Annotated in this window: 17 protein-coding genes and 5 pseudogenes; 9 read left to right on the top strand and 13 right to left on the bottom strand. The window is 61.4% G+C overall.

Annotated features, from left to right (window positions below):
• Window positions 1-373: 373 nt before the first annotated feature.
• Window positions 374-778: pseudogene (locus tag IVB54_RS35695) on the top strand (IS5/IS1182 family transposase); the annotation flags it as partial.
• An 82-nt stretch (window positions 779-860) separates the two neighbouring features.
• On the opposite strand, the gene IVB54_RS35700 reads toward IVB54_RS35695, so the two are convergent.
• Entirely contained in the window at window positions 861-1,169 is a 309-nt protein-coding gene (locus IVB54_RS35700) for a hypothetical protein (RefSeq protein ID WP_018457199.1), read from the bottom strand.
• A gap of 46 nt (window positions 1,170-1,215) precedes the next feature.
• Entirely contained in the window at window positions 1,216-1,527 is a 312-nt protein-coding gene (locus IVB54_RS35705; protein ID WP_247384554.1) for a hypothetical protein, read from the bottom strand.
• Window positions 1,528-1,955: 428 nt separating this feature from the next.
• Here IVB54_RS35705 and IVB54_RS35710 point away from each other — a divergent pair, with 428 nt between their 5' ends.
• The 6 genes and pseudogenes from IVB54_RS35710 to IVB54_RS41545 all read left to right on the top strand — a co-directional run.
• Window positions 1,956-2,504 carry a hypothetical protein gene (locus IVB54_RS35710; protein ID WP_157643000.1) on the top strand — a complete coding sequence of 183 codons (549 nt, stop codon included), beginning with the start codon at window positions 1,956-1,958 and terminating at the stop codon, window positions 2,502-2,504.
• A gap of 89 nt (window positions 2,505-2,593) precedes the next feature.
• Entirely contained in the window at window positions 2,594-2,761 is a 168-nt protein-coding gene (locus IVB54_RS41540; protein ID WP_018457201.1) for a hypothetical protein, read from the top strand.
• Between the two features lie 361 nt (window positions 2,762-3,122).
• Window positions 3,123-3,605 carry a BsuBI/PstI family type II restriction endonuclease gene (locus IVB54_RS35720; protein WP_083926465.1) on the top strand — a complete coding sequence of 161 codons (483 nt, stop codon included), beginning with the start codon at window positions 3,123-3,125 and terminating at the stop codon, window positions 3,603-3,605.
• Window positions 3,606-3,962: 357 nt separating this feature from the next.
• Window positions 3,963-5,027 (top strand): annotated as a pseudogene (alr, locus tag IVB54_RS35725) (alanine racemase).
• A gap of 59 nt (window positions 5,028-5,086) precedes the next feature.
• Window positions 5,087-6,337 carry a D-amino acid dehydrogenase gene (locus tag IVB54_RS35730; protein WP_018457204.1) on the top strand — a complete coding sequence of 417 codons (1,251 nt, stop codon included), beginning with the start codon at window positions 5,087-5,089 and terminating at the stop codon, window positions 6,335-6,337.
• A 282-nt stretch (window positions 6,338-6,619) separates the two neighbouring features.
• Window positions 6,620-6,748 (top strand): annotated as a pseudogene (locus IVB54_RS41545) (LysR family transcriptional regulator); the annotation flags it as partial.
• Window positions 6,749-6,799: 51 nt separating this feature from the next.
• Here IVB54_RS41545 and IVB54_RS35740 read toward each other — a convergent pair.
• The gene (locus IVB54_RS35740; protein WP_026233326.1) at window positions 6,800-7,045 is read right to left on the bottom strand and encodes a helix-turn-helix transcriptional regulator; all 246 of its coding nucleotides are present in this window, start codon (window positions 7,043-7,045) and stop codon (window positions 6,800-6,802) included.
• 278 nt (window positions 7,046-7,323) lie between these two features.
• On the opposite strand from IVB54_RS35740, the pseudogene IVB54_RS35745 reads away from it, so the two are divergent.
• A pseudogene (locus IVB54_RS35745) lies at window positions 7,324-7,977 on the top strand (transposase); the annotation flags it as partial.
• A 184-nt stretch (window positions 7,978-8,161) separates the two neighbouring features.
• Here IVB54_RS35745 and istB read toward each other — a convergent pair.
• Window positions 8,162-9,012 (bottom strand): annotated as a pseudogene (istB, locus tag IVB54_RS35750) (IS21-like element helper ATPase IstB).
• A complete protein-coding gene (gene istA / locus IVB54_RS35755) occupies window positions 9,012-10,322 on the bottom strand; it encodes an IS21 family transposase (RefSeq protein WP_051113019.1) in 1,311 nt (436 codons plus the stop codon). The pseudogene istB and the gene istA overlap by 1 nt, the downstream one beginning before the upstream one ends.
• A 626-nt stretch (window positions 10,323-10,948) precedes the next feature.
• On the opposite strand from istA, the gene IVB54_RS35760 reads away from it, so the two are divergent.
• Window positions 10,949-11,860: a LysR family transcriptional regulator gene (locus IVB54_RS35760; protein WP_198293376.1), complete on the top strand. Its 912-nt coding sequence runs from the start codon at window positions 10,949-10,951 to the stop codon at window positions 11,858-11,860.
• Here the strand turns inward: IVB54_RS35760 and IVB54_RS35765 are convergent.
• The 8 genes from IVB54_RS35765 to trbE are packed head-to-tail and all read right to left on the bottom strand — an operon-like array spanning window position 11,824 to window position 19,930.
• Window positions 11,824-12,081: a DUF2274 domain-containing protein gene (locus tag IVB54_RS35765; RefSeq protein ID WP_083926467.1), complete on the bottom strand. Its 258-nt coding sequence runs from the start codon at window positions 12,079-12,081 to the stop codon at window positions 11,824-11,826. The two genes, IVB54_RS35760 and IVB54_RS35765, sit on opposite strands and share 37 nt — an antisense overlap.
• Entirely contained in the window at window positions 12,078-13,286 is a 1,209-nt protein-coding gene (locus IVB54_RS35770) for a TrbI/VirB10 family protein (RefSeq protein ID WP_018457213.1), read from the bottom strand. Before IVB54_RS35770 ends, IVB54_RS35765 begins: the two co-directional genes overlap by 4 nt.
• A complete protein-coding gene (trbG, locus tag IVB54_RS35775) occupies window positions 13,277-14,356 on the bottom strand; it encodes a P-type conjugative transfer protein TrbG (protein ID WP_018457214.1) in 1,080 nt (359 codons plus the stop codon). Before trbG ends, IVB54_RS35770 begins: the two co-directional genes overlap by 10 nt.
• Window positions 14,353-15,042 carry a conjugal transfer protein TrbF gene (gene trbF / locus IVB54_RS35780; protein ID WP_018457215.1) on the bottom strand — a complete coding sequence of 230 codons (690 nt, stop codon included), beginning with the start codon at window positions 15,040-15,042 and terminating at the stop codon, window positions 14,353-14,355. Before trbF ends, trbG begins: the two co-directional genes overlap by 4 nt.
• Before the next feature lie 3 nt (window positions 15,043-15,045).
• Window positions 15,046-16,407, bottom strand: a complete 1,362-nt coding sequence (gene trbL, locus IVB54_RS35785; protein ID WP_247293531.1) for a P-type conjugative transfer protein TrbL — start codon at window positions 16,405-16,407, stop codon at window positions 15,046-15,048.
• Complete coding sequence (gene trbK-alt, locus IVB54_RS35790; protein ID WP_018457216.1) at window positions 16,404-16,724, bottom strand: putative entry exclusion protein TrbK-alt; 321 nt, start codon at window positions 16,722-16,724, stop codon at window positions 16,404-16,406. Before trbK-alt ends, trbL begins: the two co-directional genes overlap by 4 nt.
• 12 nt (window positions 16,725-16,736) lie before the next feature.
• Window positions 16,737-17,495 (bottom strand): P-type conjugative transfer protein TrbJ, encoded by a 759-nt coding sequence (gene trbJ / locus IVB54_RS35795; protein ID WP_026233328.1) that lies wholly within the window; start codon window positions 17,493-17,495, stop codon window positions 16,737-16,739.
• On the bottom strand, window positions 17,492-19,930 hold the full coding sequence (gene trbE, locus IVB54_RS35800; protein WP_018457218.1) for a conjugal transfer protein TrbE: 2,439 nt from the start codon (window positions 19,928-19,930) through the stop codon (window positions 17,492-17,494). Before trbE ends, trbJ begins: the two co-directional genes overlap by 4 nt.
• Window positions 19,931-19,933: the final 3 nt, after the last annotated feature.

The following is a 19,933-nucleotide window of genomic DNA, read 5'->3' on the forward strand; positions in this document are numbered from 1 at the left end:
TTCTAAAGTTCGCCACATAAAGTCTGGTGGGCTTTGTGGTGGCAGAAGTTGGCGATGTCTCGTTTTGTAACCAGAGCGAACTGGCATAGAATGAGCCAGTGCATGGCGAAGCGGTAGGGCCTCGTGACCTCGCAGTGGCAATATCAAGTTAGGTTTGATGTCCGCGATACTGCGGTAGCGGAATCAATACGTCGAAATTTTCGCGATCCGGCACTGAGGCCTCTATTCGATATACTCACGGCGCATGGTGCGGGACCGAAATGTCAGTTCGACGCCTTTGCGGAGTATGTCGCCGCGGCAGAGGAAAACGGCGTCAAAAGTTATCCGCACCGACTTGCTCGGCGAGATTGTCCTTGGGCGTATGCTGGCGCTGGCGCGACGGGTGCTCGACCAGAAGCAGCACCAGCGGGGACCGAAGGTCTATTCGCTGCACGCGCCGGAGGTGGAATGCATCGGCAAGGGCAAAGCGCACCGGAGCGGCCACAATGCGCCGCCCGATTACAGGTTCAGGGTGTTCACCTCAGGCCAGAAGCGGCGGGTGACGCCAAAGATCAAACGCGAGCTGCGAAGGCGCTCCGCGGTCGAGCCGGTCATCGGCCATCTCAAATCCGAACACCGGATGGGCCGCAACTATCTCTGGCATCCCCAAGGCGACGCCACCAATGCCGTCCTCGCCGCCGCCGGTTACAACTTCCAGCGTCTCCTCCGCTGGCTGCAGCTCCTGTTGCGCCAAATCCTCGTCCAGCTCTTCCTACGGCTTCAGTTCGTCCCGAGCTGAAATCCAGGTTCTTCACGGACGACTAACTGACCTGCCTTCGCAGGCTTCAGTCGCCCACTTGGACGGGGCGACCCCGGCGCTTTTATTTGAGCGGCTCAAAATTGTGACGTTCTGGTCCACAATCGCCGCCCGAAGCAAGAGCATCTGCGGCGGACGTGTCGAGGATGAAGCACCAAGGCCGATTTTCGTTCTCGCTCGCGAATCTGCATCCGTCGCACGGGTGTTGATCCTCCCATTCCGCACCGTCAATCTCTGCCGGCGAGCAATCGCTGGTCTTGTCCGAATGAAGTCGGGAATGACACTCATCGCAAACCGCGATCAGCTCGAACACGAACTCGCGAAAGATGTGCTTGTAAGTTAGGTGATGGACCTGCGTCGCCTTGCGATCCAAACAGCCCTCGCAAATGCCCTTGGCTCGATTTAGTACCTTGGCGCGTCTAGCGCGCCATTCGGGGCAAGCAGGTAGTTGTCGTATTCTCTTTCAAAGCATTCATCGCCGTCTCTTTGCTTGCGAACATTCTTTTGGATGATCTCACTATATTGCGCGTCGCGGGCACGTTGAATTTCTCCGCGTGATCTTCCTTCCATGGTGGGCAATCGGCAAGTTCCGGGGTTTTATTCAGAGCAGAGCCGATTGATTGTGCGCAACGCAAACATTGGCGATAGAAATGGAGCGCGCCACCTGAATCAGGCCGTTGGCGAACTTCAAAAATCGACATGCTGGCAAAAGCCTTCGCGATACGAAGCAAGGTCCGCCTGCAATTCCGGGCTTTTCTGGATTTTGATTGATAACGCGTATCACTTGCGAGTCCTTGCCGAAAAGCGCCCTTCGTACTTGGGTTGCGCCAGTGAACTGCATACCTGGGCGCCGAATCCGTCATCGATTTTCTTTGCTAGTGTTAGTCGGCAGCCAATCCTTTGCTGGGTGGGGCGGCCGTGGGATCGATTTGAGGCGACCAGCTCGATTCTGCAGGTGGTCCTTGGCAAGGCAGCACGTGTATGCGCCGTCGACCGCGCAAAAAATGCGTTTTACAAAAATAAATGAGGGGAAGCTGCATTCAGGCGCACAAGCGAGCCAGCAAAAGGCCTTCACCGTGATGCAGCATTAGCACTGTACGACTATTCCACCCAGCACCTGGAAGCTGGGCTTCATCACCTTTCAAATGGAGATTTGACGATGCGAACCTGGCTTTTGGCTACTTCAATGTTGCTTGCCTGCTCGCCCCCCACGTTTGCCGAAAGTATCTTCGTCGACCGCGCGGCGGTTACGACGCGCGATGCATCTGAACTGGAAGTTGTCGCTCCCCCGGAGGTGCCGAAAGAAATCGCGGATGCGATCAAGGCCGCACCGAAGATCAAATCTGTCATCCCCATCACAAAGTCGGAGACGTTCACCCAGCAGGTCATCAAGGCCGATGAAATTGTGTTCGACAAGGACGCGCATCTGGTCTTGGCGAATTTTTCTCATCCTTGGGTCGCGATCGTCACCAAGACTCTCAAGTTCAGGGACGCTTCAGCTTATTCGTTCATCGAGCGCGATATGAGTAAACCCGCTGCAAATAACGGATACGTCGGCGCGGTGGGACAGAAAGGAGCAGACGATTTCGGTGAGACGAACCGAAGGGGCAACAATGGTCATCCGGGACAACCGGGTGGGGCCGGGCTCCAATGGATCGTCGATCACACTCCCCACAATCTACGTGATTGCGGAGAAGCTCCTCGATGACAAAGGAAAAGAGATACCGCCTGGCATTCTGAATCTCGCCGTTCTTGTGCGCGGACTTGATGGAGGCGTAGGCGGGCAAGGCGGCCGGGGTGGTGATGGCGGCCATGCCGGAAATGGAAAAGAGGGCGCAACTGGTCCGTTTGATTGCCACGAGGGACCTGGTCCCGGAGGAGATGGCGGCACTGCGGGCCAAGGAGGGCGTGGCGGCAACGGTGGTGCCGGTGGCGCCGGTGCGACACTCGTATTCGTATCGCTGAAGCGGGGAGCTGATACGTTCAGCTATGCTCGCGTCAACAACCAAGGTGGCCTGGGTGGGGTCGGTGGTCGAGGTGGAGCGCCGGGTACTCCCGGAGGCGGCGGCTCCGGCGCGGGAAGGAATGGGTGGTGCGGTCCCTCGGGTCCCGGCTCGCCGGGAGACTATCCCAACCCGGCGAATCTCGGTAGCGGCACAAATGGACCCGATGGGGCCAAGGGCGAGATGTTTGTCATCGCTGTCAAGAATCTCGATCCCTATTTCTGAGACGCAATACGACGACGCGCGCCTGTGGCGCGCGCAAATTTTTGGACACAACAGAGCCGGGCCGCCTGCGCGGCCCGGCATACTCGCCGGAGTCGATTATGCGGCCAGCGCTGGCTCCGACGCGCGTTGCGACATCCGCAGCACCTGCGGCAGCCAGCCCCTTGCCGGCCAGCAACCGCTCGGCGGCCTCGGGCATCGCGGGCTTCTTCAAATCCGCCAGTTGTGCCGCTGCTTCCTCCGACACGCCTTGGCAATCCAAACACCTGAGCAAGGGGGCCTTGGCGCGCATCACGCTCGTCCGCAAAGGCGCTTCCGCCGCCGACGACCGACTGCTGGTCACCTTCCCCAACGGCGAAACGCGGCGGATGAAGCCCGGCCCCAGCTCCGACATCACCAAGGCGGTCATCGAGGAGTTTGCTCCGAAGTTCCTGGTGAATCCCGCTGTTCTGTTCGTCACCGAAAGCGGCAACAAGGTCATCGAGAGGGACGATCATCTCGCGACAACGATCGGGATCGACATTAAGACCGACAAGGCTCTTCCCGACGCGGTCTTTGTGGACCTGGCTCCGGCCCATCCTTAACGAGCGCCGCAAAGAAGCGCTCCAAGCTCTTGCTGCCGCGACAGGCTTTCCGACAGAGCATCTGTGCTTTGTAACGGCTTTTCGGGACCGCAGCGCTGCTCGGTTGAAGAAGGCCGTCGATGCGTGCGCCTGGTGCAGCTACCCGGAATGCAACAGGCCGACCGTGTCTCGTCCCTTGGGACCTGCAAAAGTAGCAGCTTTACCGCGCCAAAGCACTAGCGGAATAATCAAGCAACGAATGCGCGGCATTTGCTCGATTATTGCGCTACGCCTTTCGTCATGCAAAGCGAAAACAAATTCGACCGAACTGCTCCGCAGCCGCTTGTAGATGGGGAAGCACAGGGCTTTCGCGGCTACATGACCGTCGACTTGACCGCACTGCGCCGGAATTTTGAGCGTATCGCAGCTTTGGCGAACCCGGCCAGCGTTGCGGCAGTCGTCAAGGCCGACGCCTATGGTCTGGGTGCCATCCAGGTGGCGAGGTCATTGCTCGATGCAGGCTGCAGACACTTTTTTGTGGCGCAAGCGGAGGAAGCCATTGCGCTGCGGCCTCATCTTCCAAACGACGCTCAGCTCTTTGTGCTGAATGGCCTGCTGCCCGGCGCGGAGCCCGCTTGCGCTTCAGCCCACATCATTCCCGTCATCAACTCCTTATGCCAGCTTCAGCGGTGGCGCGCTCGGGCGCGTCGAAGGTAGGCGTCTGCCTGCTATTCTACAATTCGATACCGGCATGTCACGGCTCGGATTTGCGCCCGCCGAGCGCGCTGTGGTGCGCATGGAAATAGCGCAATCACCGGAACTCGAGATTCTCTACGTGATGAGCCATCTCGCCTCTGCAGATGAGCCCACCAAGGGGCAGAATGCTGCGCAGCTTGCAGAAATGCTGATGGTGACACAGGAATTTGCCCCGGTACCATTCTGCTTTGCCAACTCGGCTGGCGTACTGATGGGCAAGGACTATCACGGTGCTCTTGTCCGTTCGGGGATCGCGCTCTATGGCGGCGCGGCGCAGGCAAGTGTCGCAAATCCGATGGAGCCAGTCGTGAGCCTCTCGATTGCAGTTGCGCAGACCCGCACGGACCGTGCGGCACGCTGGTCGGCTACAGTGGAACGCACGTTACCACCGGCAGCACCCGGCTTGCCACTCTTTGCGCCGGCTATGCTGACGGTCTCCCACGGAGTCTGAGCGGTCGCGGGGCCGTCTACTACCGCGGTCAACGTCTGCCCATCCTGGGTCGCGTCTCGATGGACAGCATGACAGTCGACATCTCCGGTCTGCCTGATGATGCACTCGGTCTCGGAAGCCTCGTCGAAGTGATCGGTCCTCATCAGACAATCGAGGCGCTGGCAGCTGACGCGGGCACGATCGCCTACGAAATTCTCACAGGCCTCGGTTCTCGCTTCCGCAGAGAATATCGCTGACGCGATCGCGGCAAATGCCTCCCGTCGCTATCGTTTAAACAGAACATTGGACCGAAACGATGAAAGTCACGAGTTTAGGCGCGGGCGTTATCGGCGTCACAACCGCATATCAACTTGCAAAGCTCGGGCACGAAGTCGTCGTTGTCGATAGGCAGTCGGGTCCAGCACTGGAGACCAGTTATGCGAACGACGGGGAGGTCTCCTTTGGCTATTGTTCGCCTTGCGCTGCCCCCGGAATCCCTATGAAGGCCGTCAGGTGGATGCTCATGCGGCATGCGCCATTGATCCTTCGCCCGAAGCTTGATGCCGCGATGCTATCTTGGCTTGTCCGCATGCTGTCCAACTGCACAGCCAGCCGGTATGCCCGCAACAAGGGACGGATGCTGCGTCTGGCGGACTACAGTCGCAAGGCGCTTGCCGAGGTAAGGGCGGAAGCCTCGCTTCACTATGACGAGCGCATGCAGGGAACCCTGCAGCTGTTTCGAACACAACAGCAGCTCGATGCATCAGCAAAGGACGTGAAGGCTCTTGCAGCAGATGGCGTTCCATTTGAGGTGCTCGATCGAGACGGTTGCGTTCGGGTCGAACCCGCATTGCGCCATGTTCGCGATCGAATAGTCGGAGGACTTTTGACTCCGAAGGACGAGACCGGCGATTGCTTCAAGTTCACCAATGCACTGGAGCAGAAATCCGCTGCATTGGGCACCGATTTCCGTTACGGACATTGCATCAATGGACTGGACATCGAAGCCGGCCGAGTGCGTGGTGTGATCACCGATCGCGGGGCTATTCGTTCGGACGCGGTCGTTGTCGCACTGGGAAGTTATTCGCCGCTTCTCCTCAAGAAAATAGGAATCAAGTTGCCAGTCTATCCTGTCAAGGGATACTCGCTGACGATTCCCATTACCGACACTTCGCGCGCTCCCGAATCGACGGTCATGGACGAGACATACAAGATTGCGATTACCCGCCTCGGGGATCGCATTCGTGTCGGCGGAATGGCCGAAATCTCGGGTTACACCAATGACCTCGTCGAGGCACGCCGGCTAACGCTGGAGTATTCCGTGATGGATCTGTTTCCCGGTGGAGATCCCAAAAAGGCGTCCTTCTGGTCAGGGCTACGACCGATGACCCCGGATGGAACGCCAATTATCGGCGGGACCAGAATTAGTAATCTATTCTTGAACACAGGACATGGCACTCTCGGTTGGACGATGAGTTGCGGCTCCGCACGGGTCATAGCGGACCTTGTCTCTGGTCGAAGGCCTGACATTGAAGCTGCGGATTTCGGACTAGAGCGTTACGAATAGTTCTAGGCCTAAGGAACGAGTCGGCTGAACTTGGACGATGAGACTCGCACGCGAAGGGTGTGTGGCTTCCACAAAGGCATCATGCTCGTACGGACCAATATGCCAGGCAGGAAGGATCGCAAGCGCTAGCAGGATTGCGAAAGTGACTGTCCCCATCGGGGCATAGGAACAGTGAACGGGCGGACGAGGCGGCGCGAAGCAGTGCAAGCTCCCTTCAAGAGAAATCTTGGTCACGAGCAAGCTGTCATAGGTTTCGACGTGCCAGTGTAATTTCGAGATCTACGCTGGGCGATCGTCGTATCCCAGCACCGAAGCCTCCGCCAAGCGGCAGAGACCCTCGGAGTTAAGCAGTCAGCGCTGAGGCGTTACCTGCGCAATTTCGAACATAAGTTGGGCGGTGCTATCTTCGAGCGCTCTGCCCAATCGCATATAATGGCTAACCCGCCCAACGACGACGTAAACTCACCGGTTGCGATCTTTAGGAAAGGTCTTGGGCGTCACAGGCCGAACGAAGAATTCGGACAAATGAACGTCCAGCGCCTCGGCGATGCGCTCGAGCAGATCAATTGTCGGGTTTTTCGATTGCCGCTCAAGACTGGCCAAATAGGAGCGGTCAACGCCGGCCTGATAAGCCAATTTCTCTTGCGAAATGCCGCGGCTAATCCGAATCCGACGCACATTCCAAGCCACAAGTGCACGACTTTCCATGTGCAAAGCATGCCATGAGCTCGGGCGTCAAATCACTGGCTATAACCCGCCTATTAGATTTGATCGTTCGGAACTGCCAACAGATAGAATGTGGCCTCGCCCGAAATGGCGGTCAGATTTTCCGCCTACTTATTAGCCCCATCGCGCCGTGCGCCTACGTCGGTTCGAAGATTGGGTTCTGGAACATCTAGCAACTCACGCACATGGGGGTCGTTGAAAAAGCTCCAATTGGCTGATTCCGTTCTCGTCGGCGATTCGCGATCGGCGGAGCAAACGAGATGCTGGGGCGCAAGGAGCGGGATCAGTTGGAGCTCTTCATCACGCGCTCGCTGAAACAGCTCGCCCCAGATGAGCACGTGCTGGCGCGGTCGATCGTGTGCTCGACCCGTCTTGGCTAAGGGAAGAGGTCTCCGACTGCGCGAACGACGGTCGGCCAGGCATCGATCCGGAAGCCGCGGTACGGCTGATGCTCGCGGGTCTGCTCACCGGGATCGTACACGATCGCAAGCTGATCCGTGAGGCTCAGGTCAACATCGCATTCGATGGATTGCTGGTTATGGCCTCCACGAGCAGCTACCGCACCATTCAAGCCTGACGCGCATCCGCCAGCGCTGGGGCGAAGAGCGATTCCGTAGGATCTTGAAACGCACGGTCGAGGCCTGCCTGAAGGCCAAGATCGCAACAGCCGAAGTGGTTCACGTCGATGCGTCGCTGATCCGCGCCAACGTGAGTTGGAACAGCCTCACCGAGCAGCTTGTGATGGATATGCTGAGCGAAAATCAAGGCGAAGATGAAAGTGAGGATGAGAGAAGGTCCGGCAAAGCGGGAAGTACAAAAGGTCTGCACGACTGATCCCCGATGCGACAATGGCCACCAATGCCCGAAACCGGCGGCTGGAGCCCGCTTACAAGCAGCACACTGCCGTCGATGACAAGGTCGCATTGCCTCACCTTAATTGTTACCGGATGCTAAGCCGTTGCCTCACGTAAATTGCTCCCTTGGATCGGGAACGAGCGGGGGCGAAGGTGGGGCGGCTAACCATGGTGACGCGGAAGTGTCAAACGCCATCCGGAACTGCCCCCTTTGCGTCATGAAGAACTGCCCCCACCATCGCGATTACGATCTCGGTTGAAGGTTGTTTCCGCCGGTGGCGGGCCGGAGGGAGGCCGAGCCGACCGGAGGGCCGTCACCGGCGGTGGGCGTCTTGATGAGGCCGCTCTTGCGCTTGGCGCGGAGCCGATAGCTGTCGCCTCGGATCGTCAGCACGTGGCTGTGGTGCAGGAGCCGGTCGAGGATCGCGGTGGCGACCACGGGATCGGCGAACACTGTGCCCCATTCGGCAACGCTGCGGCTCGACGTGATCAGCATGGCGCCGGTTTCGTAGCGCCGGCTGACCAGTTGGAAGAACAGATGCGCCGCGTCAGGTTCAAGCGGCAAGTAGCCGAGTTCGTCGACGATGAGCAGCTTTGGCTTCGACAGCGCGAGCAGTTTCTCGTCCAGGCGTCGCTCGCCGTGCGCCTTGGCAAGGCCTGCGACCAGCGTCGTCGCAGTGGTGAACTGCACGGTGTATCCGGCCAGGATCGCCTCTCGCCCGAGAGCGATCGACAAGTGCGTCTTATCGGGCCGAGCAGCAGCACGTTCTCTCCGTTGGCTATCCAACGTGATGCGGCCAGGTCGCGGATTTGCTTTGGGTCGATCGATGGCTGCGCTTCGAAGTCGAAGCCCGCAAGCTCCTTCACGGCCGGGAAGTGTGCGAGCTTCAGCGCCATCTCGATGCGGCGATGATCCTTGCGCGCGATCTCGCGCTCGCACAGCAGGATCAGCGTCTCACGCGCCGACAGGTTCGCGCGCGCCGCCTCGTCGAGCAGGCTGTCGAGCTGGTCGCGAATGCCGGAGAGCTGCAATCGCGCCAGCATGGCGTCTAGCGGATCGGTTGTTGCTTCAATTACATTCTTTGCCCGTGCCATCAGAAGCTTCCTCCAATCACGGCTTCGTATTCGGCAAGAGGACGCAACAACGAGGGCGGTGGAGACGATCCCGGTACCGTGGCCGCAGCAATCTCCGGCCGGCGGACCGCGCCGTTGCGACCAGCAACACCATCGAGATGGGCAAAGTCGATGATCCGCAGCCGGCGACCCTCCGATAGCTTGTGCACTGCTACCTGGTGCAATCCATGGCGGATCCGCACTTCGCCGGCCGCGATCGTTACCGCCACGCGCTCGCCAATCAGGCGCCACGGTACCGAGTAGCTGTTCGTGTCGATCTGGACGGCGCAATCATTGCCGACGACGCGGGTCAGTTCACGCAAGGATCCGAACGAAGGCTGCCCGCCGAGCGGCTTCAACCGATGTATCTCGTCGCGCGCGAAGCGGATGATCGGCGCCTCTCCGGTCGTGCCATGGATACGAACGTTTGCAACCTCACGCTCCCACCTGTCGAGATGCGCCTCGAATGCTTCCCAGCTTGGGAAGGAATGACCGGCGATTGCGTTCTTCTTCACGTAGCCGACGCCGTTCTCGGTCTTGCCTTTCGTGCGCGCCCGATATGGTGCGCAGGCGCGAGGACGGAAGCCCCGATGTTTTGCGAAGGCGATCAGCTTGTCATTGAACTGAACCGATCGGCTCACCGCGTCGTGGCGCACCACAAGCGCCCGTGGATTGTCCATCAGCACTCCCTCGGGCACACCGCCGAGGGTCGTGAATGTGCTCTCGAGCCCGGCAAACCAATGCTCCTGTCTCTCGGCCCGGAACGCACGCACATGAAGCCGTCGCGAGTGGCCGAGCGTTGCCACGAACACGAATGCCTTGACTTTCGCTCCTCCGATCTCGACCAGGCGCTCCCCAAAGTCGATCTGCAGCTGTCGGCCCGGCGGCGTCTCAAACCGCGTCGTCGCCAGAGCCTCCGCCTTCAGCGCCTGGCGATAGGGCTGCACGGCGCGTTGCAGCGTCCGCCGGCTGACTGTTACGCCTCTCTCGGCCAAGAGGTCCTGGCGCACCACGTCGGCATTGCCGCGATGCCGAACGAGCCTCTCGCGCAGCCAACCCTCAAGGCCGTCGAGACGCTTCGGCCGCTCAGGCGACTTGAACGCCTTCACCCCGCCCGCCACCACGTAGCCCTTCACCGTGTGATGGCTGCAGCCCAGCTGTCGCGCAATCCGCTTCAGACCCCACCCGCACGCCCTCAGGCGCAACATCTCCGCCACGTCATCCGGCGTCTTCATCACCTGCCCCCGTGGATCAATCCACGACGAGCCTTCAGTGATTCGTTCCCGCTTCATTCACTCTCTCCCCAGCTATCCGAGGAGGGGGCAATTCCTCGTGACGCTGAGGGGGCAGTTTTCCATGGCGCGCGACACGGAAGGAACTGACGGCGGCGGCAGGCGCGCGCTATCGGACGTCGAGTCGCGCCAATCCGGCCAGGCGATACGCCCGGGAAATCGACCCGAAATGGTGAATCACGGTCAAACCTGCGCGCAAGTTCGGCTCATCATATAACGCAATCGGCGCGACAGGCTCGAAACCGGAAAACCTCGTCCATGCAAACTCGGGATTTATTTATCACAACCGGCTTCTGCAGTCTGTGGATCGTCCGATTGTATGTCACTCGACCGATGCACAGTTCGCTGTTCCCTCGACAAGATCTCCGAATGATTGCAGGGCAAAGCAAGCAAGCTCCCGGCCCGATGGACAGCAGTTCGGCAAGCGAATGCCCTGGGCAGGATCGCGCAGGATCGGGCCACACTGCGGATATTCCCGGTTTTACCCATTTAGATTGAAATTTTGCTTCCCATTGATTTGGAAGAAAATTCTACTACCAGTTGTTTTTTTGATCGATCCCAACTGCGGTTTGGCATGGTAGCACCGAATCATACGAGCTAGAGGGGGTTGCGCTTCGACCGTGCCAATGGAATTTCGAGATCTACGCTGGGCTATCGTCGCATCCCAGCACCGAAGCCTCCGCCAAGCGGCAGAGACCCTCAGGGTTAAGCAGTCAACGCTGAGTCGCCGTCTGCGCAATCTCGAACATAAGTTGGGCGGTGCCATCTTCGAGCGCACTAAAGCCGGTACGCGACCGACCATCGAAGGTCAGGAATTCCTCGATGCTGCCCGGCGCATCGTGAATGATACTGAGGCGATGACCGGCCGCCTCAAGAGCCGCTGGCGCGGCGAGAGCGGTCTATTGAACATCGGGATCCACGCCTCATTCTCCGCCGGCAATCTACGGGGCACCCTTCTCGAGCACCAGCGGCGCTTCCCTGATGTCAAACCGCATTTCGTCGACGGATCGAGCGACGATTTGATGTCCGATCTCGCCAGCTCCGCCATTGACGTCGCCTTCCTGGTCGAGCCCAATGCGAGCTGGAGCGACAGATCCTTGTTGCTCTGGAGCGAACGTGCCGTGGTTGCTCTCCCCGCGGGTCATCCGTTAGCAGGCCGTGATGTGGTTCACTGGGGCGAACTGAGGCACGAAGCCCTTTTGGTGACAGAACACGGCCCCGGTCCCGAACTCGTCAAGCTTCTCATCAGCAAAATGGGAAGTCTTGATACTTGTCAATTGCTCCACCATGAAGCGTCGCTCGACCGGCTTCTCACCTCGGTCGGAGCCGGCTGGGGTATCCTCCTGGCACTCGAAGGTGCGACGGGCGCCACCTATCCGGGAGTTACCTTCCGCGAGGTGCATGGTACCGAAGGTCCGACGCGGCTGAGCTTCCGCGCGTATTGGCGGCAGGACAATTGCAATCCATCGCTGCGTCCGTTTCTCGACCTGCTTCGCGAGCGTTATCCGGACCTCTCGGCTGCGCCAGGTACGGATTGAGCAGCATTTCGTCGGGCCTTCGCAAAGGCGCGGTCGGTTGCCATGAATCGCTCTATCATCGGCGCGATCAGTTTGGCGGGCTCGATCGGCGTGGTCGCCCTTCCGCTACGAGACAAAATCTCAGCGTAGCTTTTGAGATCCCTGAAGACCGTCGCCGGCAGCTCGACGCTGAGCTTGACTGGTTTGTCGTCTTCGAGTGGTCCAAGCTTGAGCTTCGTCATCGCGCACCTTTTTGTCCGTAGGGAGCCAGCACCAGGTCGCGAGTAACGATGACCCGGACCGGGAAACCTGGCCGAATGGTCAGCGTCGGTTGGATGTTGAGCTGACGCTGCACGATCTGCTGGCCGGTCTGGCTGATGCTGTTGGACGCACCGCTGCGGATCGCTTGAACAAGATTGTTCTCGTTCTGGCTCGTGCCCGCCTCGGCTCCGACGCTGAGCATGGTCGAGAGAACAGCGGCCTTGAACAGCATGCCCCAATGGTTGTCGACCTCGTCCTCAAGCCCGGCATAACCGCCGGTGTCGGCGCCGGGCTGGCGCTCCAGCACGATGGAGGTGCCTTCCGGCATGATGATGCGGGTCCAGACCAGGAGGATGCGGCTTTGGCCGAACGCGACGGAGCTGTCGTACTGACCGATCAGTTTTGCGCCCTGAGGGATCAGAAGATACCTGCCGGACGGACTATCATACACCGCCTCGGTCACCTGGGCGGTGATTTGGCCGGGCAGATCGGACCTGATGCCCGTGTTGAGCGCCGCCGGAATCACGGTGCCCGCCTGCACGACATAAGGAGAAACTTTGGCCTCGAGCCGGTCGGGACTGACCGTGCGCTTGTCCGTCGAACCGTTGAGAAAGGCCGTCTTGCGATCCTGCATGTTCTGGGCGGACCCGGCATCGACGGGGGGTGTCGCGGCCGGGGTCGTCGCGGTTGCGGTCGAACTATTCGGAATGAGCTGGCCGACGCTGTGTGGTTGCTGATTGGTCTGGGCAAAGAGACGACTGACACGGGCCGCCTCAACCTCCTGGGATCTGTGCTGTGCCTCCGGATCGGGCGCCGTTCCCGGGACCACGGTGTTGGGTGCCGCGCCTGCGTTGAGGATCGGCTTGCCGAGATCGCCGGGCAGCGGCGGCCCGAGCGGCGGTGCCTGACGCGGCAGTCCGGTATAATCCTTCGGCAAGGCGGCGAGGCCCTCAGGTGATGGACGGTTCTGGGTGCTGAGCAACTCCTGGCCGGCTTGCTGCTTGTTGCGGGTCTGGAGCGCGTAGCCGAGTGCACCCGCGATTGCGAGGGCAGACACCGCGCCGAGGCCGATCAGCATCTTGCGCGAGAGGCGCGTGACAGGTGGCCACTCGCCCCGGAGCCGCAAATCCGGCGGCGCCACGGGTGGAATGTCGTTTTGACGTTCGTCTTCGCCGCCTATCGCCATGCTCGCGGCCTCCCATCGGTGCGGACGACGCGCACGCGCCGCTCACTGTCCTTGTCGCCAAGACGCAATTCGGCGGCGGCGAACAGGCGGTCGACGATGTAGTAGTTGCGGTTCGCCCGGTAATTTACTAGCTCGGAGCCGCCGGCCGGACCAATGACGAACAGCGGCGGCATCTCGCCCTGGGCGATTCCGCTGGGGAATTCGATGTAGACCTTATTGCCGTCGTCGAAGGCGCGCAGCGGACGCCAGGCCGGATCATCGCCCTCGATCGCGTAGCGGAAGTTGATCGAGCCGAGATCGACACCGGCTGCAATTGGCGCGGCTGCTTCAGCCGTCGCGTTCTGCTGCCGAAGTGCGATGAGCTGGTCCTCGGGATATTGCCAGGAGACCGAGGCCATATAGGTCTTTTCCGTCGAGCGCAGCTCGAGGAGATAGGTCCGCCGGTCGGTGTTGATGACGAGATTGGTGACCAACTCCGGCCGCGTCGGCTTAACCAGGATGTGGATCTTCTTGGTCGCTCCCGCGCCGCTCTCGGTGTCGCCGATGATCCAGCGCACGGTGTCGCCTGCGGCGACCGGACCTGAGCCTGTGAGCCGCTCGCCCTCCTGGAGGGCGACATCGGTGATCTGGCCGGGCGCCGTATAGACCTGATAGAGGGCGCCGCCGGAGAACGGATAGACCTGGACGGCATTGATGAAGCCGTTGCGGACCGGCTGCACGCGTGCCGCGGCGTTCGCCTGTTTGACGCGGACTTTTGGGTCGGCGGCTTCGGGGATCCGTTTACTAGCAGTGAGCGGCTTCAACTGCCCGGGCAGCGGCAGGGGCTTTGGCAATTCCACGATCTTGACGGGCGGCGGCGGATCAGTGGTGAGCGCTGCCGGCTCCGCAGTGTCATAGTTGATGTCGGGCGGGATGAAATTGTGCGCGCAGCCGCCAAGCACCGAGGCGACCATCAGCAAAGCCGCAAAGGCGGGTTTACGGAAAGACGTATCGCCGTCTTTCCAATTTTGGTGAACGATGGAAAAGCGCCAAGCCGGACCGCCGGCTTTCGAGAAATTCGGCGGGGTCATTGTCCCAGCTCCTTCGACCAGTTGATAGCGTTGACGTAGATGCCGAGTGGATTCTTGCGCAGCCGATCGGCGTCCGTGGGCGGCGCAATTGCGATGGTGAGGATCGCGGTCCAACGTGTGGTGCCGGCGAGCGCTCCGTCCTGATAGCGGTGCTCGACCCAAGCGACGCGAAAACTGTCGGGCGAGGCGCGGATGACGCTGGAGACGTCGATCGCGACCTGCTGCTTGCCGAGATTGGCGAAGGGGTCATTGGCGCGGGCGTAGTCGTTCAGCGCCACCGAGCCCGCCGTGGTCGTGAAATCATAAGCCTGCAGCCAGTTGTGCCGCACGATGATTGGATCGGCCGGAAGCGAGCGAACGATCTGGATGAAGTGGGCGAGATACCAGGCAATCTGCGGGTCGTTCGGCCTGTAGTCCGCGGTGGCTGGCGCCACGGCCTGCGCCTCCCCGAGCTTGTCGACCTGCACCACCCAGGGAACGACGGTGCCGTGCGCGGATTCCCAGACGAGCCCACCAGCGAGGCCGCAAGAAAGGATCAGCGAACCGAAGGCCATCAGCCGCCAGTTCCTGGCCTGCACGCGGGCGGAGCCGATGCGTTCATCCCAAACCCGCGCCGCACGCTGGTAGGGGGTTTCGGGTTCGGGCGTGCGGCCATAGCGGACCGACGATCGCCGGAAGACTGACATTTCTTATTCTCCCCCTGATAGCTCGACGGAGTGGCCGCCACCATGGCTGTCGCCGGATTTGAGGGCTTGCGCGGCTGTCTGAGCGCCGTGAATGACGGTCTGATTGCGCTTGACGCGCTGGGCCCAGGCGGGCGGACCGCTTTCGCTCGCTGCTTGAGATTCGGCTCCATCGGGTGCAGCCTCGCCACTCCCGATGGTCCCCATCGTCGAGGAGCCACCGGTGTTGGCGACGCCGGCACGGGCACCGGAGGTGAAGCTCTCTCTCATTGCCCCCGCCGCTTGGGAAGCGGCGCGTCTGACGGGAGCTGCCGCGTGACTTGCCGCCGCGCGGCCTGCGCCACCGAGACCGGACGCGACGCTGCCAACGCCGGACCGACCGGCCGATGCGAGGCTGTAGGCGGAGGACACACCGCCCGCCATCGCCGCACCACCACGCGCGGCGGCCGCAGCACCGGAACTAGCCGCCATCGCCCCCCTTCCGGCGAGCCCAAGCGCAGCTCCACCCGCCATAGCCGTGCCGGCGACGGCGAGGCCCGTGCCGACGGCAGCGCCGACGCCAAGCTGCGGCGCGCCCGACACAAGCCCGGTGGCGATGCCCGGACCGAAAATGCCGAGGCCGAGCATGGCGAGTGCCGCCAGCACGACAGAGAGCGCTTGCTCGATGGTCGGCTCCCCGCCGGCATAGGCAGTTGTGAATTGGGAGAAGAGCCCGGTGCCGATGCCGACGATGACAGCAAGCACCATGACCTTCACGCCGGAGGCAACGACGTTGCCCAGCACCTTTTCCGCGAGGAAGGCGGTCTTGTTGAAAAGCGCGAAGGGAATAAGGATGAAACCGGCAAGCGTCGTCAGCTTGAACTCGAGCAGCGTTACGAACAGTTGCACCGCCAGAATGAAGAAGGCGATCAGCACGAGTAGCCAGGACACCATCAGCACGGCAATCTGGACGAAGTTCGCAAAGAAGCTGGTGAAGCCCATCATTTGGCTTGCGGAGTCGAGCAACGGTTGCCCGGCATCGAGTCCGACCTGCGCAAGTCGGCCGGGCCGCAGGAAGTCCGCGGTCGAGATTGATGAGCCGCCGGCCTTCAGTCCGAGGCTAGCGAAGCTATTGAAGATGATGCCTGAGAGCTTGGTGAAGTTGGTGATGATGAAGGCAAAGAAGCCGATGTAGAGGGTCTTCTTCACCAGCCGTTGGAGAATGTCTTCGTCTGCGCCCCAGGCCCAGAACAGGCCGGCGAGCGTGATGTCGATGACGATCAACGTCGACGACACATACGTGACCTCGCCTTTGATCAGGCCGAAACCTGAATCGATGTAGGTCGTGAAGGTATTGAGAAAGGTGTCGATGACGCCGACGTTGTTCACGGCTTCTCTCCCTGTGGAGCACTCGTCGTCGGCTGTGTGGCCGGCGCGGCCTGCGGCAGAAGTGGCCGCGCCGGCCCGCCGAAGAAGCGCGCGCGGTTCTCCTCCCAGACCGCCTGGCAGTGCGGATCTTCGGCATCCTGGGGGCCAAGCGCGCGGCAGCGGCGCAGCTCGGCCGAGAGATTATCGGGAGCGGAGACAGAGGGTGCATCGGATACAGGCCGCTTCGCCGGACGCCGATGAATGACGTGCAGCGTGGCAAGAAAAATCGCGAACACAATGATCATCGCGCCTACGCGAAGGATATCCGAGCGCTCCATGATCGGTGTGCCTTAGTTGCCGCTGAACATGGTGACATTGCCGGGCTGATAGCCGCTGCGTGTCGAGAAGATCTTGTATTGTTGCTGGCCCTGCGATTCGGTCGCGGTCACGCGCGCCTGCTCCAGCGCGTCCGCCCGTCCCTTTGCGGCGAGCACCGCGACTAGATCGGATAGCTGCTGGGAATGCAGGGCCAGGAGCTGATTGCCGGCCTGAGCGGCCTGCAGGGCGCCACTCGCCGACTGGCTGGCGGTGACCAGCGAGCTCATTGCGCTGGAGTTGGTCGAGATATTGCCGACGACCCCGGCCTGCACCTTGAGCGAGTCTTCGAACGCGCCTACCGAGTTCTGCCAACGACTTTGGGCCGCGGCAAACATTGTCGAATTGGAGCCCGTGGCCGCCGCCGTGCCGTAGGTGCTGGAATATGTCGTCTGGATGCGCTCGACGTTGAAGGCGATGTTCTGGGCCTGGCTCAGCAGTGACTGAGTCCGTGCGACCTGTGACTGAAGCTGGGTCAGCGTCGACAACGGCAGATTGGCGAGGTTTTTTCCTTGGTTCACCAGGCTCTGAGCCTGATTGGTCAGCATCTGGATCTGATTGTTGATCTGCTGCAACTCACGCGCCGCGGTCAGCACGTTCTGGCTGAAGTTGGTGGGATCGTAGACGATCCACTGCGCGGAGGTTGGCGTCGTCGAAGGCGGCAAGATCGATAGTGCGAGCGAGAGAGCGGCCGCGGCGACCAAGCTTGCGCGTCGCGTCTTAAGAGTGGTCATGATTGCACCTCCAGGTTTGTCAGGTCGGGGATGAGATCGGCGGCCCAGAGCAGCTCGTGATCCGCGAGCCAGGCGGGCGTGAAGTCGTCGCGGCGGTGCTCGGCGAGCAGCCGTTCAATTGCGGCATGGTCGGCCTTGGAGGACGCGGCGCAGAAGGCGAGCGCGACCGGCCCGAGGCCGAGCTCGAAGAGCCGATTGCCCCGACGAGATTGGCAATAATAGTCCCGCTTCGGTGTCGCCCGCGCGATGATCTCGATCTGGCGGTCGTTCAACCCAAACCGCTGGTAGATGGCGGTGATCTGCGGTTCGATCGCGCGCTCATTCGGCAGGAAGATGCGCGTCGGGCAGCTCTCGACGATTGCGGGTGCGATGTTGCTGGCGTCGATGTCGGAGAGCGATTGGGTTGCAAAGACGACAGAGGCGTTCTTCTTCCTCAACGTCTTCAGCCATTCGCGAAGCTGCTGGGCGAAGGCCGGATCGTCGAGGACGAGCCAGCCCTCGTCGATGATGAGCAGCGTCGGCCGACCGTCGAGCCGTCCCTCGATGCGATGGAAGAGGTAGGTGAGGACGGCGGGCGCAGCACCCGCGCCGATCAAGCCCTCGGTCTCGAACGCCTGCACCGACGCGAAGCCGAGCTGCTCGGCCTCCGCGTCGAGCAGGCGGCCGGAGGAGCCACCAACACAATAAGGTTGCAGCGCCTGCTTGAGCGCGGTCGATTGCAACAGAGCAGTGAGGCCGGTGATCGTGCGTTCCTCGACCGGCGAGGATGCCAGCGAGGTCAACGCCGACCAGACATGCTCCTTCGCGGTCGGATCGATGGTGACGCCCTCCTTGGCAAGGATCGCGGTCACCCATTCGGCAGCCCAGGCGCGCTCTGCCGCATCGCCGATACGTGCGAGCGGTTGAAGAGACACGGAGTCCTCCGCGCTGTTCGACAGACTTCCGCCGAGGTCGTGCCAGTCGCCGCCCATGGCAAGCGCAGCTGTGCGGATCGAACCGCCGAAATCGAAGGCGAAGATCTGGCTCTTCCGGTAGCGGCGGAACTGGATCGCCATCAGCGCGAGCAGCACGGACTTGCCGGCACCGGTCGGGCCGACGATCAGGGTGTGACCGACGTCGCCGACATGCAGCGAGAAGCGGAACGGCGTCGAGCCTTCCGTCTTGCCGAAGAAGAGCGGAGAGCTGCGGAAATGCTCATCGCGGTCTGGCCCGGCCCAGACCGCCGAAAGAGGAATCAGGTGAGCCAGGTTCAGTGTCGAGAGCGGCGGCTGGCGGACGTTAGCATAGGCGTGCCCTGGCAGAGAGCCGAGCCAGGCTTCGAGCGCGTTCACCCCTTCCGGCATGCAGGTGAAGTCGCGCCCCTGGATCACCTTCTCGACGAGCCGAAGCTTCTCGGCGGCGAGACCGGCGTCCTCGTCCCAGACGGTGACAGTCGCGGTGACGTAGGCCTGGCCGACATCGTCGGTGCCCAGTTCCAGCAAGGCGAGATCGGCGTCAGTGGCCTTGTTCGCCGCATCGCTATCCACCAGTGTTGAGGCTTCGTTGGTCATCACCTCCTTGACGATGGCAGCGACGGACTTTCGCTTGGCGAACCACTGGCGGCGGATCTTGGTCAGCAGTTTCACCGCCTCGGTCTTGTCGAGCAGGATCGCACGCGTCGACCAGCGGTAGGGGAAGGCAAGCCGGTTCAGCTCGTCGAGGATTCCAGGATGGGTTGCGGTCGGGAAACCGACCACGGTGAGTGTGCGAAGGTGGTGGCTGCCGAGACGCGGCTCGAGGCCGCCGGCGAGCGGCTCATCCGCAAGCAACGCGTCGAGATGCATGGGCGTCTCGGGAACGCGTACGCGCTGTTGCCGGGTCGAGATGGTCGAATGCAGGTAAGTTAGCGTCTCGCCGTCATCGAGCCATGCCACTTCGGGCATGAACCCTTCGACCAATTGCAGGACGCGGTTGGTCCGGTCGACGAAGCCACGCAGCAGCTCGTGAGGATCGACACCGCTCTGCGCTCGGCCCTCATAGAGCCACCCCTCGATGCGCGAGGCATCCTCGGCCGGCGGGAGCCAGACGAGAGTCATAAAATAACGGCTCTCAAAATGCGCGCCGGCCTCCTCGAAAGCGTCCCGTCGTTCCAGATCGACCAGCGCTGATGCGGCGTCGGGAAAGGTGTTGTGCGGATACGTCTGGGCGGTGATACGCTGGGCCTCGACGAAGATCGCCCAGCCTGAGCCGAGACGGCGCAGCGCGTTGTTCAGGCGGGACGTCACGCCGACGAGCTCGGCTGGCGTCGCGCTGTCGAGATCAGGGCCGCGGAAGCGAGCCGTGCGCTGGAACGCGCCGTCCTTGTTGAGGACGATGCCCTTCTCGACCAAAGCGGCCCAAGGCAGGAAGTCGGCGAGACTATGGGGCCGGGTGCGATATTCGGCGAGGTTCAGCATGAA

It is taken from the genome of Bradyrhizobium sp. CW1 (assembly GCF_023100665.1).
GTDB classification, from domain to species: domain Bacteria; phylum Pseudomonadota; class Alphaproteobacteria; order Rhizobiales; family Xanthobacteraceae; genus Bradyrhizobium; species Bradyrhizobium canariense_D.

Bases quoted from the DNA above. Each gene is read 5' to 3' on its own strand.
- trbE (WP_018457218.1), bottom strand. From the start codon at position 19,930: ATGCTGAACCTCGCCGAATATCGCACCCGGCCCCATAGTCTCGCCGAC.
- IVB54_RS35740 (WP_026233326.1), bottom strand. From the start codon at position 7,045: ATGGAAAGTCGTGCACTTGTGGCTTGGAATGTGCGTCGGATTCGGATT.
- IVB54_RS35770 (WP_018457213.1), bottom strand. From the start codon at position 13,286: ATGGCGATAGGCGGCGAAGACGAACGTCAAAACGACATTCCACCCGTG.
- IVB54_RS35765 (WP_083926467.1), bottom strand. From the start codon at position 12,081: ATGACGAAGCTCAAGCTTGGACCACTCGAAGACGACAAACCAGTCAAG.
- trbF (WP_018457215.1), bottom strand. From the start codon at position 15,042: ATGTCAGTCTTCCGGCGATCGTCGGTCCGCTATGGCCGCACGCCCGAA.
- IVB54_RS35730 (WP_018457204.1), top strand. From the start codon at position 5,087: ATGAAAGTCACGAGTTTAGGCGCGGGCGTTATCGGCGTCACAACCGCA.
- IVB54_RS35720 (WP_083926465.1), top strand. From the start codon at position 3,123: ATGCGGCCAGCGCTGGCTCCGACGCGCGTTGCGACATCCGCAGCACCT.
- trbG (WP_018457214.1), bottom strand. From the start codon at position 14,356: ATGACCCCGCCGAATTTCTCGAAAGCCGGCGGTCCGGCTTGGCGCTTT.
- IVB54_RS35760 (WP_198293376.1), top strand. From the start codon at position 10,949: ATGGAATTTCGAGATCTACGCTGGGCTATCGTCGCATCCCAGCACCGA.
- trbJ (WP_026233328.1), bottom strand. From the start codon at position 17,495: ATGACCACTCTTAAGACGCGACGCGCAAGCTTGGTCGCCGCGGCCGCT.
- trbK-alt (WP_018457216.1), bottom strand. From the start codon at position 16,724: ATGGAGCGCTCGGATATCCTTCGCGTAGGCGCGATGATCATTGTGTTC.
- IVB54_RS35710 (WP_157643000.1), top strand. From the start codon at position 1,956: ATGCGAACCTGGCTTTTGGCTACTTCAATGTTGCTTGCCTGCTCGCCC.
- istA (WP_051113019.1), bottom strand. From the start codon at position 10,322: ATGAAGCGGGAACGAATCACTGAAGGCTCGTCGTGGATTGATCCACGG.